14 protein-coding genes are annotated in these 16,714 nt (G+C 44.4%); 6 read left to right on the top strand and 8 right to left on the bottom strand.

Translation table 11 applies throughout. The features are described from left to right. Window positions 1-53: 53 nt before the first annotated feature. Window positions 54-737: a DNA polymerase III subunit epsilon gene (gene dnaQ / locus C3Y98_RS01740; RefSeq protein ID WP_135276416.1), complete on the bottom strand. Its 684-nt coding sequence runs from the start codon at window positions 735-737 to the stop codon at window positions 54-56. Beyond that, the gene (rnhA, locus tag C3Y98_RS01735) at window positions 734-1,213 is read right to left on the bottom strand and encodes a ribonuclease HI (protein WP_135276415.1); all 480 of its coding nucleotides are present in this window, start codon (window positions 1,211-1,213) and stop codon (window positions 734-736) included. The genes dnaQ and rnhA overlap by 4 nt, the downstream gene beginning before the upstream one ends. A gap of 288 nt (window positions 1,214-1,501) precedes the next feature. On the opposite strand from rnhA, the gene C3Y98_RS01730 reads away from it, so the two are divergent. Continuing rightward, complete coding sequence (locus C3Y98_RS01730) at window positions 1,502-2,776, top strand: surface-adhesin E family protein (protein WP_135276414.1); 1,275 nt, start codon at window positions 1,502-1,504, stop codon at window positions 2,774-2,776. Window positions 2,777-2,955: 179 nt separating this feature from the next. On the opposite strand, the gene C3Y98_RS01725 is transcribed toward C3Y98_RS01730, so the two are convergent. From C3Y98_RS01725 to C3Y98_RS01715, 3 genes are all read right to left on the bottom strand, one after another. Next, entirely contained in the window at window positions 2,956-4,176 is a 1,221-nt protein-coding gene (locus C3Y98_RS01725) for an argininosuccinate synthase (RefSeq protein WP_135276413.1), read from the bottom strand. 100 nt (window positions 4,177-4,276) lie between these two features. Beyond that, entirely contained in the window at window positions 4,277-5,191 is a 915-nt protein-coding gene (argF, locus tag C3Y98_RS01720) for an ornithine carbamoyltransferase (RefSeq protein WP_135276503.1), read from the bottom strand. 59 nt (window positions 5,192-5,250) lie between these two features. Continuing rightward, window positions 5,251-6,432, bottom strand: a complete 1,182-nt coding sequence (locus C3Y98_RS01715) for an aspartate aminotransferase family protein (protein ID WP_135276412.1) — start codon at window positions 6,430-6,432, stop codon at window positions 5,251-5,253. Between the two features lie 345 nt (window positions 6,433-6,777). On the opposite strand from C3Y98_RS01715, the gene C3Y98_RS01710 reads away from it, so the two are divergent. After that, entirely contained in the window at window positions 6,778-7,887 is a 1,110-nt protein-coding gene (locus C3Y98_RS01710) for an aromatic ring-hydroxylating oxygenase subunit alpha (RefSeq protein WP_135276411.1), read from the top strand. 24 nt (window positions 7,888-7,911) lie between these two features. Continuing rightward, window positions 7,912-8,799, top strand: coding sequence for a DMT family transporter (locus tag C3Y98_RS01705; RefSeq protein ID WP_209308722.1), 888 nt, complete (start codon window positions 7,912-7,914; stop codon window positions 8,797-8,799). 52 nt (window positions 8,800-8,851) lie between these two features. Here C3Y98_RS01705 and C3Y98_RS01700 read toward each other — a convergent pair whose 3' ends face one another. Then, complete coding sequence (locus tag C3Y98_RS01700; protein ID WP_135276410.1) at window positions 8,852-9,490, bottom strand: response regulator; 639 nt, start codon at window positions 9,488-9,490, stop codon at window positions 8,852-8,854. Window positions 9,491-9,559: 69 nt separating this feature from the next. Continuing rightward, the gene (locus tag C3Y98_RS01695) at window positions 9,560-10,927 is read right to left on the bottom strand and encodes a HAMP domain-containing sensor histidine kinase (protein ID WP_135276409.1); all 1,368 of its coding nucleotides are present in this window, start codon (window positions 10,925-10,927) and stop codon (window positions 9,560-9,562) included. 69 nt (window positions 10,928-10,996) lie between these two features. Between C3Y98_RS01695 and dhaL the strand changes: the two genes are divergently transcribed. The 3 genes from dhaL (at window position 10,997) to C3Y98_RS01680 (ending at window position 13,877) form a co-directional block, all read left to right on the top strand. Then, a complete protein-coding gene (dhaL, locus tag C3Y98_RS01690) occupies window positions 10,997-11,632 on the top strand; it encodes a dihydroxyacetone kinase subunit DhaL (protein ID WP_135276408.1) in 636 nt (211 codons plus the stop codon). A 27-nt stretch (window positions 11,633-11,659) separates the two neighbouring features. Continuing rightward, entirely contained in the window at window positions 11,660-12,649 is a 990-nt protein-coding gene (dhaK, locus tag C3Y98_RS01685; RefSeq protein WP_135276407.1) for a dihydroxyacetone kinase subunit DhaK, read from the top strand. A 241-nt stretch (window positions 12,650-12,890) separates the two neighbouring features. Next, window positions 12,891-13,877, top strand: a complete 987-nt coding sequence (locus C3Y98_RS01680; RefSeq protein ID WP_135276406.1) for a GGDEF domain-containing protein — start codon at window positions 12,891-12,893, stop codon at window positions 13,875-13,877. Window positions 13,878-13,952: 75 nt separating this feature from the next. Here the strand turns inward: C3Y98_RS01680 and glnE are convergent, their stop codons facing one another. Beyond that, window positions 13,953-16,670, bottom strand: a complete 2,718-nt coding sequence (glnE, locus tag C3Y98_RS01675; protein ID WP_135276405.1) for a bifunctional [glutamate--ammonia ligase]-adenylyl-L-tyrosine phosphorylase/[glutamate--ammonia-ligase] adenylyltransferase — start codon at window positions 16,668-16,670, stop codon at window positions 13,953-13,955. Window positions 16,671-16,714 lie beyond the last annotated feature (44 nt).

The raw sequence follows: 16,714 nt of genomic DNA, 5'->3' as shown, positions 1-16,714 counted from the left end.
ATTTGCTACTTTCCTAAATTTACCAATCATTTGTTTTGCTGGATAACTACTGATTAACCATTCCACACGCAGTTACCAGATTTTGCCAGACCCGCCAAATACGCCTCATGATCTGCAAGCTCAGCATCACTGGCATGCTTCACTAGCACTGGCGCATGGCTCACGGCAGTCATTTCCGCCATTTCATGATTAGGCTGATCCAATGAAATCATCAAGCTCTCTTGACCGCGCGTCATCGCCATATAGACATCTGCTAGCAACTCAGCATCCAGCAATGCACCGTGCAAGGTACGTTTTGAGTTATCTATCCCAAAATACTTACACAAAGCGTCTAGGTTATTACGCTGCCCCGGGCGCATCTCTTTTGCAATTTTAAGCGTGTCCGTGATTTTAGCAGTAATCGCCTCTACTTTTTTTTGCCCAATTAAACCGAGTTCGCAATTCAAGAAACCCACATCAAATGGTGCGTTATGCATAATGAGCTCTGCATCGGCAATAAACGCTATCAGTTCATTCGCAATATCAGCAAACCGAGGTTTATCTTGCAAGAACTCCAGCGAAATACCATGCACCTCTTGTGCACCTTGGTCAATTTCGCGGTCTGGATTTAAATAATAATGAAAATGATGTTTGGTTAAGCGCCTGTTTACCACTTCTACAGCTGCGATTTCAATCACACGGTGCCCTTGGGCATGATATAGCCCGGTAGTTTCCGTATCTAAAAAGATCTGTCTCATGATGCACTAACTCCCTTTTGCAATACTTGGTCCACACCTTTATTTGCCAACATATCCGCACGCTCATTGCCTACGTTTCCGGCATGTCCTTTTACCCATATCCACTCTACGGTGTGCTGCTGTGCCAATACATCCAGCACGCGCCATAAATCATCATTTTTAACAGGTTTTTTATCTGCAGTGCGCCAGTTACGAGCTTTCCAGCCGATAATCCATTCAGAAATACCCTTTTGTACATAGACAGAGTCAGTAAAAACTTTTGCATGGCAGGCACGCTTTAAAGCTTCCAGTGCTCGAATCACCGCCGTAAGCTCCATGCGATTATTAGTGGTCACTAGCTCTCCACCAAACAACTCTTTTTCATGCCCATCATAACTGATCCACGCCCCCCAGCCACCAGGGCCAGGATTACCTTTACATGCGCCATCTGCATAAATTTCTACGGTAGAACGTTTGGCTGCCACTTCTGTTGTCATCAATTAAATTTCACTTTACGCTAAATTAATGATGATTATAGAACATCACAGCGTCTAGCATGGTTAAAGCATTTAAATATTCATACAGCCAGCATAAATTTCAGTACCAAAACTTGTGCTACAAATTTGCATGGCAAAGATGTGTAATTTTTATTAAACAAATGCGTAATTCAGCCGTTAAATGAATATAGATAAACTTAATATCACTTTCAGCAATACTAAATCAGTGCCCAATTTAAGTTAAAAGCTAATCAACGATAGGCATTCATAATAAAGTCGGAACGTAATATGCAAAAAGCAGTCACTTACTTCACGCTATCTCTCGTTTGTTTTTTTATAAGCATCAGCACATGCTCGGCCGCCAATTGGGCAAAAGTTAATGAGAACAGCACCTCTAAATTAATGATAGACAAACAATCTATCTTAGAAAAAGATAAACTGAAGCGCGCCTGGGTGAAAATTGAATACAAAGCTGTTCAAAAAAACCTAGAATCACCAGATACACAATACAACCTTTCCAAATTACTCTGGTATTTTGACTGCCCGTCACAGAAGTCTGCGGCGACTCAGGTATTTCAATACTTTAATAATGAGCTTGTGCACTCGGCTGGCATCGATGATGTAAAGAAAGCTAAGTTCATTGAACCTGTTCCAGAATCAGACTTTGATCGCGCAATGCAGTATGTATGTGCAAGCCATAAAACCCCAACACCTAAAGCTGTGACGCCAGCGCCAGCCAAAGCGCCACCTACTACAGAAGCAAAGACCGAGGCCAACACGAGTGCCAAACCGGCAGATGCAGAAAGCAAAGCTACAGAAGCCAAACCAGCTGAAGCAAAGCCAATAGAAAAAAAACCAGCAAAACCTAATAACAAGGCTGAGGAAGCGAAAAAACCCGTAGCCTGGGGTTACGATGGTAAAGAAGGCCCAGAGCACTGGGGAAAGTTGAGTGAGGAATTTTCCATGTGCAGTGCTGGCAGCACCCAATCACCGATTGATATAGAAGAGAGTCTGGATGCCAATTTAAAACCATTGAAACTGCTGCAGAAATTTCCAGCAAAAGAAATATTGCAAACCAATCACTCAATACAGTTAAACTTTAGAGATGGCAATATTGTTGCTATCGATAACATCACTTTCAAGCTAAAACAGGCCAATTTCCATACGCCGAGCGAGCATAGCATCCAAGGCAAATCATTCCCGTTGGAAGCACAGTTTTTACATAGCGACATCAAAGGCAACACGGCAATTGTTGCCGTACTATTCAGAGAAGGCAGGCCTAACCCCGGTTTGGAAAAGGTTTTAAAACAACTACCTAACGAGAGCAACAAAGCCGTTACGTTAAAATCAAGATTGCTTGCAAGTGAAATGATGCCGAGTAATCAAGATTACTATCGCTTTAGTGGCTCGCTCACCTCCCCGCCTTGCACAGAAGGTATACGCTGGATATTGATTAAAACGCCAATGACCGCAAGCAAAGAGCAAATCGATGCATTAGCAGCGCTGACGCAGCATAACAACCGTCCGCTACAGGCGCTCAATGGTCGCCTGATTGTTGATTAAGCTACTTTAACCATTTACCAGACACCACGAGTTTAAAACAAAAAAGCACCTAGTGTTAGCTAGGTGCTTTTTTAAGTATTTACTGCTCACTTAAGTGCATTTAAGTGCATTACTAAATTTTAAAGAGTGATTAACATAGGCCCATCACTTTTTAAAATATCCACACTTAAATTTAGTGCCTACTTTTTATCTCTTAAATTTGCCGCGATACGCATTCTCAATGCATTTAGCTTAATAAAGCCACCTGCATCTTTTTGATCGTAAGCGCCTTTGTCATCTTCAAAGGTTGCAATGTTAGGGTCAAACAATGAGTTAGTTTTACTATCACGGCCTGTCACAATCACATTACCTTTGTATAGCTTCACGCGCACCCACCCGTTTACAGTTTTTTGCGTATGGTCAATCAGCGTTTGCAATGCAAGGCGCTCAGGACTCCACCAGTAACCGTTGTAAATCATGCTAGCGTAGCGTGGCATTAGGTCATCTTTTAAATGCGCCACTTCGCGGTCTAAAGTAATAGACTCAATCGCACGGTGTGCTTTAAGCAAAATCGTGCCGCCCGGTGTTTCATAGCAGCCGCGTGACTTCATGCCCACATAGCGGTTTTCAACCAAATCTAAACGACCTACTCCGTGCTTACCGCCAATTTTGTTTAAATGCGCAAGCAAGTCATGCGCTTTCATAGGCTGACCGTTCAAGCTCACTGGGTCACCGTTGACGTACTCAATATCTAAATACTCAGCAGCGTCTGGCGCCTTCTCTGGACTTACACTCCAACGCCACATAGAATCTTCAGCCTCTGCAGCTGGGTTCTCTAAATGACGGCCTTCATAAGAAATATGTAGCAAGTTCGCATCCATGCTATATGGGCTGCCACCTTGCTTATGCTTCATATCGACAGGGATACCGTGCTTTTCAGCGTATGCCATGAGTTTTTCACGGCTGAGTAAATCCCACTCACGCCATGGGGCAATAATTTGAATGTTAGGGTTTAATGCATAAGCACCAAGCTCAAAACGCACTTGGTCATTACCTTTACCTGTTGCGCCATGTGAAATTGCATCTGCATTGGTATCACGTGCCACTTCAATCAAACGTTTAGCAATGAGTGGACGTGCAATAGACGTACCTAATAAATACTCACCCTCATATACGGTGTTAGCGCGGAACATTGGGAATACAAAATCACGCACAAACTCTTCACGCACATCATCAATAAAAATCTCTTTTACACCAGCCGCTTTTGCTTTTGCACGTGCGGGCTCTAACTCTTCACCCTGACCCAAATCAGCTGTGTAAGTCACAACCTCACATTGATACTCGTCTTGCAGCCATTTCAAAATAACTGAGGTATCTAAACCGCCTGAATAGGCCAACACTACTTTATTTACTTTACTCATGATCTCTTTCTATCTATAGATATTTCGCAACTCACCAGCGATGGTTCAACCCCTATGCTTACAAACACAGCATTCAACACAACAGCCTGTCAATTGTTAACTAAAGTTTTCCTAACAACAAATATTCCATTAGTGCTTTTTGGGTATGCAGCCTGTTCTCCGCTTCATCCCACACTACACTTTGCACACCATCAATCACTTCGGCAGAAACCTCTTCACCACGATGTGCTGGCAAACAATGCATAAATAAAGCATCTTTCGCTGCTACGCGCATCATGTCGCTATCTACCTGCCAATCAGCAAAGTCACGCATACGCTCTTCGTTCTCAGCTTCAAAGCCCATGCTGGTCCACACATCAGTGGTCACCAAATCTGCACCGCGCGCGGCATCCATAGGGTCTGCAAACACTTCAAAGTGATCTGTACCGTACAAATTAGCACGCTCCGGCTCAACTTCATAACCTGGCGGCGTAGAAACATGTACGTTAAAATCCAGCAACTCAGCAGCTTGCAGCCATGTATGGCACATATTATTACTGTCACCAATCCAAGCCACGGTTTTACCTTTGATAGAGCCACGATGCTCAATGTAAGTAAAAATATCCGCCAAAATCTGACACGGATGATACTCATTGGTTAAACCATTAATCACTGGTACGCGTGAGTTGGCAGCAAAGCGCTCGATGATTTCTTGCTCAAAGGTGCGAATCATCACCAAGTCACTCATGCGCGAGATCACTTGTGCTGCGTCTTCCACCGGCTCGCCACGACCCAGCTGCGAGTCTCTGGTATTGAGGTAAATGGCAGAACCGCCCAGCTGCTGCATACCTGCCTCAAACGACAAGCGTGTGCGTGTACTGGCTTTTTCAAAGATCATCACCAACGTACGGTCTTGTAATGGCCAATATTGCTGATAATCCTTGAATTGGCTTTTGATCCAACGAGTACGCTCGAACACATACTCAAGCTCGTCACGGTTTAAATCATTAAATTGTAAAAAGTGTTTTATTGCCATCATCTTTGGTAGTTCAAGTTTTATTAAAACAGACTACAGTTAGTTATGTTGTAAATGATTTATTGTGATAAAAATGTTTTGATTAAGGCAGATAAGCGTTGCACCAGCTCTTTTGCCTCAGCTTCATTCATCACGAGCGGAGGTAACAAACGCACCACTTTATCTGCCGTCACATTGATCAGTAATTTAGCTGCCAAGGCCATTTTCACTAGGTCACCACATGGGCGATCGAACTCAATACCGATCATCATGCCTGCATTGCGCACAGTCACGACACCTGGAGTGCCTTTAAGCTCAGCAGTAAAGCCTTCACGAATCAAATTACCAATCTTCTCAGCATTCTCGCGTAATTTTTCTTCTTCAATAATATTGAGGGTCGCCAAACCAGCCGCTGTCGCTAAAGGATTACCACCAAAAGTTGAACCATGTTTGCCATAGGTGAAGACTTCTGCCGCCTTACCACTAGCAACACACGCGCCAATCGGCACACCAGAGCCCAGACCTTTAGCTAGGCTCATGACATCAGGTTTGATGTTCGTGTGCTGGAATGCAAACCAAGTACCAGTGCGTGCAATCCCTGTTTGTACTTCATCTAGCATTAACAGCCAACCATTGGCATCACATATCTCACGCAACTGTTCTAAATACGCACCAGCATCTTTAGGGATGTTGACGCCGCCTTCACCCTGCACCGGCTCCACAAGCACCGCAACCACATTAGGATTGTGTAATGCCACTTGCTTCACCGCATCAACATCATCATAAGGTACGCGAATAAAGCCGCTCACCAGCGGCTCAAAGCCGGCCTGTACTTTACGATTACCCGTTGCAGACAACGTGGCTAACGTACGTCCGTGGAAAGATTGATCCATCACAATAATTTCCGGGTTGTGGATCCCCTTATTATGCCCGTATAAACGTGCTAATTTAATTGCCGCTTCATTGGCTTCACAGCCAGAATTACAAAAGAACACTTTGTCCATGCCAGACACTTCACATAGCTTATCAGCCAGTGCTGATTGCTCGGCAATTTGATAGATGTTAGATACATGAATCAAATTAGCGGCTTGCTTGGCAATAGCATCTACCAATTTGGGGTGGGCATGGCCTAAGCCGTTTACCGCAACGCCTGACAATGCATCAAGATATTGTTCATTATGGTTATCCCATAGCCAAACGCCCTTACCTTTGACAAAAGTAACAGGCTGACGCATATAGGTATTCATTAAATGGTCTGACATTTTTTTTATTTACTCAAATACAAGTTATTTAGACGTACAAATTATTAGGCAATACAAAACCTCATATAGGCTGCATTGCTGAATCCTACAAAAAATAAAAATCCCGCAATTCATAAATTGATTAAGAATCGCGACAACATCTTCGGTTTATTTAATTTAAAAAGATGGTATTTAAATTTTAATTGAAGGGTAAAGAAACTCTCACGAGAGTAGCCGAAAACCTCACTATTGGCAAGTTTTACAGCACAAAACTTATAGATAATTATATAATAATGACTTGATAAAAATAGCAATTTAGGCAAAAATCGCCATCCCTAAAATTTTAACTGCCAATCATTTTTTCTTATGGCATCTTTAACTTTGGTTTCCCAACAAGACACAGCATCACAACTACCAGTCTCATGGTATGTTGATGAAAACACTTATGCCATTGAACAAAGGCAACTGTTCGCCCATGCGCCTCACTATCTTGGCCATGAGCTGATGGTGCCCAACGTTGGTGATTACCATGTATTAGACTGGATGGGGCAAGCGAAAAGCTTGGTGCGCCAGCAAGATGGAATTAACGTACTCAGTAATGTATGCAGGCATCGACAAGCATTAATGCTTAAAGGCCGCGGGCACACGAAAAACATTGTGTGTCCTCTGCACCGCTGGACTTATGACCTAGAAGGCAAGTTACTAGGTGCGCCACACTTTGAGCAAAACCCTTGCTTGAATCTTGATAAAAAAACCTTACAAAATTGGCAAGGTTTATTGTTTGACACCAAGCGTGATATTGCAAAAGATCTTGCAAACTTAGGTAGCAAGCAAGATTTTGATTTTACAGGCTATATGTTGGATCGCGTCGCGGTTGAAGAATATAACTTCAATTGGAAAACCTTTATTGAGGTGTACTTAGAAGACTACCATGTTGGCCCGTTTCACCCAGGCCTTAATCAATTTGTAAACTGTGACCAGCTCAACTGGGAGTTTGGCGCTAACTACAGTGTACAAACCGTAGGCTTCAAATCTTCCGTGAACAAAGCAGGCTCGCCAACTTATCAGGCATGGCAACAGCAAGTGGCACAATATCATGGCGACAAAACACCTAAGTACGGTGCTATCTGGATGGTGTACTACCCATTCTTGATGATTGAATGGTATCCCAACGTTTTAGTGGTGTCGCATATTATTCCACGTGGCGTTAACGCGTGTACCAACGTGGTTGAATTTTACTACCCGGAAGACATTGCTTTATTCGAACGCGAATACGTTGCCGCGCAACAAGCCGCTTATGATGAAACTGCAGTGGAAGACAATGACATTTGCCAGCGCATGCATGATGGCCGCCATGCGCTGTTTGCGCAAGGCATTGATGAGCGCGGACCATACCAGCACCCAATGGAAACCGGCATGGAGCACTTTCATCAATGGTATCGCAAACAAATGCAGCAACACCTCACGCCCGCTTAAGCATGACGCTATCCGGGCATATGCATGAAAAAGCTTAGCTTTAACCTACCTAATCTAGGTAGCTTATGGATGCTCGTTGCCGCATTAGGCTTTGCTATCATGGGGGCGCTGGTTAAGCTCGGCGCCCAAAAGTTCAGCAGCGCCGAGCTCGTGTTCTATCGTTCTTTATTTGGTTTGGTATTTATCGGCCTGTTCATTGCCTACAATAAACTGCCGCTTGCCACACCCGTAATGCGCAAACAAATGTCGCGTTCAGCGGTTGGCTTTACCGCCCTGATTTTATTTTTTTATGCGATCGCAAATTTACCATTAGCCACCGCTATCACTCTCAATTACACCTCCCCTTTGTTTTTGGCGGTACTTACGCCGATGTTACTTCATGAAAAACCCAAAAAAATACTATTCATCGCACTTGCCATTGGCTTTACTGGCGTGGCGTTGTTATTAAAACCCACCATTAACCAATCACAGTGGCTAGCTGGCTCTTTAGGTTTACTGTCAGGAGCCGGAGCCGCACTGGCTTACATTCACGTTAAGCAACTAGGCCAAGCAAATGAGCCTGATTGGCGCACGGTGTTTTATTTCACTTTAGTTTCTACAGTTTGTGCGGGCGCATGGATGCTGTTTGACCACTTTCACGCCTTAGCGTGGTCTGATGTAGCCACCTTGGCAGGCTTAGGTGCTTCAGCCACCATTGCGCAGCTTGCACTCACTCGAGCCTATCGCACTGGAGACACATTGGTGGTGGCTAGCCTTGCCTATGTGACGATTTTATTAGCAAGTATATTTGGTGTAATTTGGTGGCATGAGCACCTGAGTGTGGACGCATGGCTGGCCATCAGCCTGATTATACTGAGCGGCATTATTAGTATACGTGGCGGCCCCGCTAAGATTAAAACTGATTCTGCTTAAAACCAATTGCAGAGACTAGGGCAGGCTGCCGCCTTCACAATTTTTTATTTAATTAAGCGTCGAGCAAGCCGCTACGCATCGCGATTAAAGCGATTTCCGCCGAATTATTGGCATTTAACTTTTGCTTGATATTGTATAGATGCGTACCTACAGTACGTGGACTTAAAAACAAAGTCTCGGCGATTTCGTTGGTGGTTTTACCCTTAGCCAGCGCCATAAACACTTCAAACTCACGAGGCGAGAGTACGTCAACTGGATTTTGATCGCCAGAGAGTTGCTGAATCGCCATTTGCTGCGCAACACTAGCCTCTAGATACTTCTTACCGCCAGCGACTGTTCTGATTGCCTTGATTAGCTCTTCTGCCGCACTGCGCTTAGTGAGGTAACCCATCGCCCCTGCATTAAGCACACGTTTAGGATGTACAGAGTCCTCATGTGCAGACAGCACTAAAATTTTGGCTGTGCTATCTTTTGCCAAAATACGCTCTATCGCCTCTAGGCCACCAATACCAGGCATTGTAATATCCATCACAACCACATTAGGCTTGTGCTCAACATAACGCTGAATCGCTAGCTCACCACTTTCAGCCTCTGCCACGACCTTAATATCGACATCAGACTCAAGCAGCATTTTGAATCCCATACGAACAACTGCGTGATCATCGACTAACATCACATTAATTTGACTCATTGACTGACTTTCTGCCCTAGGGCACATAAATTACATTAACTTGCTGTACTTATTAACTCGCTGTGCTTGTTAAGTCGCCGCACTTGCAGGCACCTTGATTGTGATTGTGGTGCCCTGACTAGGCGCAGACGCTATCACAAAAGAGCCATGCAAAGCCTGCACGCGCTCGCGCATACCAAGCAAACCAAAATGGCTAGTTTGGTCAACAGCATCAATATCCATACCGATGCCGTTATCTTTGATGGTTAATTGCAACTCACCATCAGACATTTTGTTTAGCCGCACTTCTATTGTACTGGCCTTGGCATATTTTAAAGCGTTATTCAGCGACTCCTGCACTATTCGATACAGATTAATACTGATAGTTTCACCTAAGCTCTGCAAGTTGCCTGATTGCAAGTTTTCAGACAAATATAGCTGGATATGGAGTTTAGGATGCTGCACCTGATGGCTACTAACCAAATCTTTCAGCGTTTCTGCCAAGCCCAGGTTATCAAGTGCCCCAGGCCGCAATTGACGCACAATATTGTGCATACCATCATAAATTTGATTAGCTGCCGAAACAATCACCTGCGCACTAGATGCAATCTCTGCCATCCCAGTACCACTGCTATTTGCCTTGGCTTTATTGGAAATACCGACGGCAAAAGTTTTAATCGCAGTGACGTACTGACCAAGCTCATCATGCAGCTCACGCGCCAAACTACGACGCTCTTCTTCTATATGTTTTTGAATCAAATGGGTAAGCTGCCTATTCTCTTCCAACAAACGCTCGGCAGTTAACGACTCAGCCATGCGGTTCAGGCTATGGCCTATGGTGTCGAACTCAGGCAATGAGAAAGCAGGCAAACGCGTTGTTAAATCGCCCTGCTCTATGCGATTAATGGCACCTAAAATGCGGCCTATCGGCTTAAGTGAATGACTTAATAGCAAGTAAACCAACGTGTTCAGTATGATAAAAAACGCTAAGCCAACCCACATCAACTGATTAAATCCAGCCCACGCCTCACGTATAGAGCCTGCAGCGCTAGACTGCACAACCAAAGTACCGTAACGAATCCTGCGCTCCACCGTTTCAACCTTAGGCTGCACTAACTTCACAAACCATTGTGGTGGGACAACATCACTTTTAAAGGTAGATTCAGGTGAGCGATACAGCTCATAGCCACGATAGTCATAAAGCGTGATGTGACTACTGCGCACATAACCCAAAGAGGCCAAGAAACCCTGCAGCACAACGTGTGTAGGCCCCATTTCCGGATTTAACGTCGAGCTAATAATGACTGTATCCAGCAACTGCACCGTCACCCGGCTGGCAGCCTCAACGCGCTCACGGATTGAAATTCGGGTATCTGTTACCAAGATAGACCCTACCACCAAGATGAATGCCAACGACAATAAGGTAATCAGTAAATTTAAACGGAAACGTAAGCTCATGAGTTGAAATCACTTTATGACATGTGTAGAGTTTAACAACTTTAATCAATTCGCTATATAGTGTTATTCATGAAAACATCATTTATCTTATCTGCGTCTGAATCCATACGAGACGCCATTCTTAACCATGAATCAGAGCTAGAATCACTAGATCGCGCCATTGGAGATGGTGACCACTATATCAATATGAAGCGCGGTGCAGCAGCGATTACTGAACTACATGCAGAGCTTGCAGCGCTCACAGCCGATGCAGCGCTCAATAAAATAGGCCTTAAATTACTCAGCACCATAGGTGGCGCATCAGGCCCCCTACTGGCGAGCTTTTTTATGAGCATGGCTAAAGTACTCAAAGAAAAAAACGATGACACAACCACCACCTATGCCGCAGCTTTTGCCACAGGGGTAGAGGCGATTCAGCAACGCGGCAAAGCCGGCTTGGGGGAGAAAACCATGTTAGATGTACTGATCCCTGTGGCACAGCAATTTTCTACGCTAGCGTCAGCTAATACCGAAATCAATGCCATCTGCTATGCACTGATGCAAACTGCCGAAGAAGGCATGCTCGCAACAAAAACATTAATCGCCACTAAGGGCCGTGCCGCTGGCCTAGGTGAGCGTGCGATTGGACATATAGATCCAGGCGCAAAAAGCTGCCAGCTAATGATTAATGCAGTTTGTAACCAAGTACTATCGAGCCAACATTAAAAAGGTGCGTGATAAAAGGGGCATGTAATGAAAAAATTTATTAATAAAATTGACGATGTATTAATTGAAAGCCTCAGCGGCTTTGCCTCAGCACATCATGATTTGGTTGAGCTAAATACAGACCCGCTATTTTTAACACGTCAGCACAAAGCGCCCAACAAAGTTGCCATCATCTCCGGCGGCGGTTCAGGGCACGAACCATTACACGCAGGTTATATTGGTTATGGTATGTTGGATGCTGCCTGCCCTGGGCATGTATTCACCTCCCCCACCCCGGATCAAATGTTAGCAGCCGCCGAAGCGGTGCACGCAGACAAAGGGATTTTATTTATTGTGAAGAATTACGCAGGGGATGTGATGAATTTTGAAATGGCAGCAGAAATGCTGCCATTTGAATCGGCCACTGTACTTACCAGCGACGACTGCGCTGTGATTAATAGCACCTACACAACTGGTCGGCGTGGTGTAGCAGGCACTGTGATTGTAGAAAAATGTGTAGGTAGCCTAGCTGAATCTGGCGCCGATTTACAAACATGCAAAGCACTGGGAGATAAAGTAAACAGCCGCACTGCTAGCATGGGCGTTGCACTCACCAGCTGTACGGTACCAGCCGCGGGGCGCCCTACTTTTGATATTAGCGACAACGAGCTTGAAATGGGTGTGGGTATTCATGGGGAACCAGGCCGCAAACGCGAACCTATGCGTGAAGCTGATGCAATTGTTCAAGATGTAGTGAGCGCCATTCTGGATGCGTTAAAACCGGCATCGGACAGCGAAGCGCTGCTCCTGATCAACGGCTTTGGCGCCACCCCATTAATGGAGCTATACCTAATCTACAACACGGCCTCTAGGTTATTCACCGAACACGGCATTAAAATTACTCGCTCTTTAGTTGGCAATTACACAACCGCTCTTGATATGGCGGGCGCATCTATTACGCTATGCCTATTAGATGAAGAAATCAAACAATATTGGGATAGCCCAGTGCATACTGCAGCGTTAAGATGGGGGCGTTAAGGTCAGCAAAAAAACCGAAAACTATCATTTGCGACAATAAGTTACCACCCGAAAGGGTTAGGTGAAAAATTTATTTCATCATACTCACCAAGATGTCATTTACTTAAGCTCAGCAACGTGAAAAGTTATGATAGTATGAGCATCAATCAGTCATCAATTAACTTGATTATGATTAAGTTTTTAGGCATTTAATCACCAATATCAAATAAAAATCTTGCAAACATACTGCATCAATTCGTTATTGAGTAAGTTAGTAACACTCACAAAAGAGCGCGATGACCTATCCCTGCAAGTTGCGCTGATCAAGACACTCACAGACTTCATCAACTTCAACCATAACGAATCGAAAAGAATCGTCGTTATCTATCATGTGAGTGACTTAAAAAAACAATCCATCACCGCATTAACTGATGACAGCAACACAAGCAGCGTAGATATGCCTGCTGACTTTAAGCAGGCGATTCTCAATTGCCTGCAAACTGGCACCCCGCATACGTACAAAATTGATGCACAGCGCGCGATAAAACTTCACCCGATTACTGGCACCATGGGGCATGTGGACAGTGTGATTGCCATTGATGCCGACCATACCAATGAGCACTTATACAACTCCGTTTGTATGATATTGGATATTTATCAAAACTTCATTTTGCTCAACAATGAAAACGAGTGCGACACACTCACTGGTTTACTCAATCGCAAAACTTTTGACTTTAAAATCAATAAGATTCTTGCCCAAATGCATAGCGGCACTAATCGCAAGGAAGATAAAGCTAACCAAAAGTACTTTTTAGCGATTTTTGATATTGATCACTTTAAAAAAATTAACGACCAGTTTGGCCACTTAATTGGCGATGAAGTGCTGTTAATGTTCTCTCAGCTTATGCGTCAAAGCTTTAGGGAGGCTGACCCACTATTCCGCTTTGGCGGAGAAGAGTTTGTTGGCTTTTTTGAGTGCAGTAGCACGGTTGATATTCAAAATATTTTTGAGCGTTTTAAACAAAAAGTCGCCAATTTTGAGTTTCCACAGGTTGGCAAAGTTTCTGTCAGTGCTGGTTTCACCGAGATATCAACCTTTGACACCTCCAGCCAGATTATAGACCGTGCAGACACCGCACTGTATTACGCCAAGAATCATGGCCGCAATCGTGTGGATTCTTACGAGCTACTGATCGCCAATGGCAGTTTACAAGACAATAAAAAAGAAGGCGAAATCGAGCTATTCTAAGCCGATGCAGATCGCTTTTAGCCTAACACTACACTGCTTACCGCCCCATTTAAGTGAAACTTAACTCGCTAAAATCTAATTGCCAAAAACCCGATTCCATAACTCCGTGACTTTAGCGATTTGAACAGCAATCTCTTCTGCTTTAATGTTCAACTGTGTAGCACCTTGCAATTTAAGCCTGTGCTGCATGTGACGGTAATCTCTATAAGCTGTGGCCACACTTTCTGCTAACTCTGCATCGATAATTTTCAGGGTTGCCATCTGCTTAAGCAAACCGATGTTACCAATGTTACCCGTCAGTACTGGATAAGTAGGCGCATGCAATAACACTAAATACTGCACCAAAAACTCCACATCAATAATCCCGCCAATACCCTGCTTTAAATCAAACATGCCTGCGCTCACATGCTGGGCTTTGCGCATGCGCTCACGCATCGACAGCACTTCGGTTTTAAGTACCGTTGCATCGCGTGCCTGCGTCATGACCTCGGCACGAATTGCATCAAAAACTTGACCAATTGCGGCATCGCCAGCAACAAAGCGGGCGCGTGTCAGCGCCTGATGTTCCCATATCCAGGCTTTATTCAGCTGATAATCCCTAAAGGCATCTACCCTGCTCACTAACAACCCGCTGTTACCATCCGGGCGCAGCTGCAAGTCTGTTTCATACAGCAAACCGGCTGAAGTTAGGCTGTTAAACCAGTTATTGATGCGCTGTGCAAACCGTGCATAAGCCTCACTGGCTTCTGGAGCTTCATCATCATATAAAAATATGATATCTAAATCTGACGCGTAACCTAACTCCTTACCACCCAGCTTTCCATACCCAATCACTGCAAACTTAGGCACGTCTAAATGTTTGCCACGCACATTGGGCCATATAATTTCTAAAGCCACACTCAAAATCAAATCAGCCAATGCACTCAAGTAGTCTGATATGGTTTCTAACTGCAACTCGCCGTTAATGTCCTGTACCGCAAAGCGAAAAATATAAGCATGCTTGAAATGGCGCATCACATCCATTTGCCGCTCCACATCGCCAGTTACTTCAGCTAATCTTTGCAACAGCTCGCTACGCATGGCTGCAAAATCTGGCGCAGCATGCAATGTGCGGTCATCTAAAAGCTCATCCAGTAGTATAGGGTGGCTGGTTAAATAATTAGCAAGCCACGGGCTACTACTGCACAATTTAACCAGCAGCTGCATGGCTTGCGGATGCTCAGCCAACAGTGCCAAATAGCTTGCCCGCCTGCAGATACTTTCCAGCAAATCAGTGACCCGAGTTAAGGTAACATCTGGATTACTCACTTTTCCGGCCTGCGAGATAACATGCGGCATCACTGCATCAAAACGCTGGCGGCTAAGCTCAGGCAACTGTTTGTATCGGCTACTTTGGTGCAAAATATTTAAACGGCGATATGTTTCATGCGGCTCTGCAAACCCTATTTGATGCAAGCTCTCAACTGCTTCAGCCTCGCCCACTGATGCGTTCCAAACAGATTTTTCTGCCTCTAGTGTGTCATCAGCCGCCTCTGCATCATTAAACGTAGCATCAAAATGTTGCTGAACTTGGGCGCGATACTGGTCTAATTGATGTAAGAATGCGGACCAATTTTCATAATTCATGGCTTTGGCAATACGCGCTTTAGCATCATCTGACTTAGGGAGCTCTTGTGTTTGCACATCATCCACATACATTAAACGATGCTCTAGGTTTCTTAAGAACACATAAGCCTCGCTCAGCTCCGCCACAGTTTGCGCAGGGAGTAGCCCTTTATTGCTTAGTAAGCCAAGTACGGACAACGTTGGCTTGATTTGCAAACTCACATCTTGCCCACCACGTATCAATTGAAACACCTGCGCAATAAACTCAATCTCACGAATACCGCCACGCCCCAGCTTGATATTATCGTGCATGCCTTTGCTGTTTACATCGCGCTGAATCTGAATTTTCAAATCACGCATACTGGCAAATGCACCAAAATCCAAATACTTGCGGAACACGAATGGTTTTAATAAACGTGAAACTTCATCTCCGCCAGTCACCTCGCGGCCTTTAATCCATGCGTAACGCTCCCACTCTCGCCCATTGTTCTGATAATAATCTTCAAGCGCGTCGAGATTGCATACAATGGCGCCTTCTGAGCCAAATGGTCGCAAACGCATATCGACACGAAACACAAAACCATCCTCAGTGATTTCATCAATCGCGGCAATCAGCTTTTTTGCTAAGCGCGCAAAGAAATCTTGATTGCTGATTGATTTATCTCCCTGTGTTGCGCCGTCTGACTCATACGCAAAAATCAAATCAATATCAGATGAAACATTGAGCTCACCACCGCCTAGCTTACCCATACCAATCACAATCAGCTGCTGTAGCTTACCCTGCAAATCCACAGGCTGACCGTAAACGGCTGCCTGCCAATCATGCAGATAATTAATCGCAGTATTGATAACACATTCGGCCAACTCAGAGGTCGTGGTCATCACTTCTTGTAAATCAGTTAAACCGTTCAGATCTCTCACAATCATCCGTGCCATGACACGACTACGCAGCAAACGTAGGGATTTTTTTAAGCTAATTTCATCAACAATATGCTGTGTTGCTAAAAAATTTTGCATGTCACCCAACAGGTAGGGTTTCTGATGATTTTGTAACGAATCTTGCAGTAAAAGCGCATCTTTTCGAAACAATCTTTCGACAAATGGACTACAAGATACCGCATGCAGTACATAAGCCTCATCACTAGCATGGGCGCGGTTTAGAGATAATAAATTATCGAGTGTTAGCATAAGATTTTTCATGTAATATGGCGTAGTTACACATACGTAACTAA

Source organism: Methylotenera oryzisoli (genome assembly GCF_004661485.1).
Taxonomy (GTDB): Bacteria; Pseudomonadota; Gammaproteobacteria; order Burkholderiales; family Methylophilaceae; genus Methylotenera; species Methylotenera oryzisoli.
The sequence above is the reverse complement of the archived record's forward strand: the minus strand, read 5'-3'. Positions and strand labels throughout refer to the sequence as shown.

Bases quoted from the DNA above. Each gene is read 5' to 3' on its own strand.
- dnaQ (WP_135276416.1), bottom strand. From the start codon at position 737: ATGAGACAGATCTTTTTAGATACGGAAACTACCGGGCTATATCATGCC.
- rnhA (WP_135276415.1), bottom strand. From the start codon at position 1,213: ATGACAACAGAAGTGGCAGCCAAACGTTCTACCGTAGAAATTTATGCA.
- C3Y98_RS01730 (WP_135276414.1), top strand. From the start codon at position 1,502: ATGCAAAAAGCAGTCACTTACTTCACGCTATCTCTCGTTTGTTTTTTT.
- C3Y98_RS01725 (WP_135276413.1), bottom strand. From the start codon at position 4,176: ATGAGTAAAGTAAATAAAGTAGTGTTGGCCTATTCAGGCGGTTTAGAT.
- argF (WP_135276503.1), bottom strand. From the start codon at position 5,191: ATGGCAATAAAACACTTTTTACAATTTAATGATTTAAACCGTGACGAG.
- C3Y98_RS01715 (WP_135276412.1), bottom strand. From the start codon at position 6,432: ATGTCAGACCATTTAATGAATACCTATATGCGTCAGCCTGTTACTTTT.
- C3Y98_RS01710 (WP_135276411.1), top strand. From the start codon at position 6,778: ATGGCATCTTTAACTTTGGTTTCCCAACAAGACACAGCATCACAACTA.
- C3Y98_RS01705 (WP_209308722.1), top strand. From the start codon at position 7,912: ATGAAAAAGCTTAGCTTTAACCTACCTAATCTAGGTAGCTTATGGATG.
- C3Y98_RS01700 (WP_135276410.1), bottom strand. From the start codon at position 9,490: ATGAGTCAAATTAATGTGATGTTAGTCGATGATCACGCAGTTGTTCGT.
- C3Y98_RS01695 (WP_135276409.1), bottom strand. From the start codon at position 10,927: ATGAGCTTACGTTTCCGTTTAAATTTACTGATTACCTTATTGTCGTTG.
- dhaL (WP_135276408.1), top strand. From the start codon at position 10,997: ATGAAAACATCATTTATCTTATCTGCGTCTGAATCCATACGAGACGCC.
- dhaK (WP_135276407.1), top strand. From the start codon at position 11,660: ATGAAAAAATTTATTAATAAAATTGACGATGTATTAATTGAAAGCCTC.
- glnE (WP_135276405.1), bottom strand. From the start codon at position 16,670: ATGCTAACACTCGATAATTTATTATCTCTAAACCGCGCCCATGCTAGT.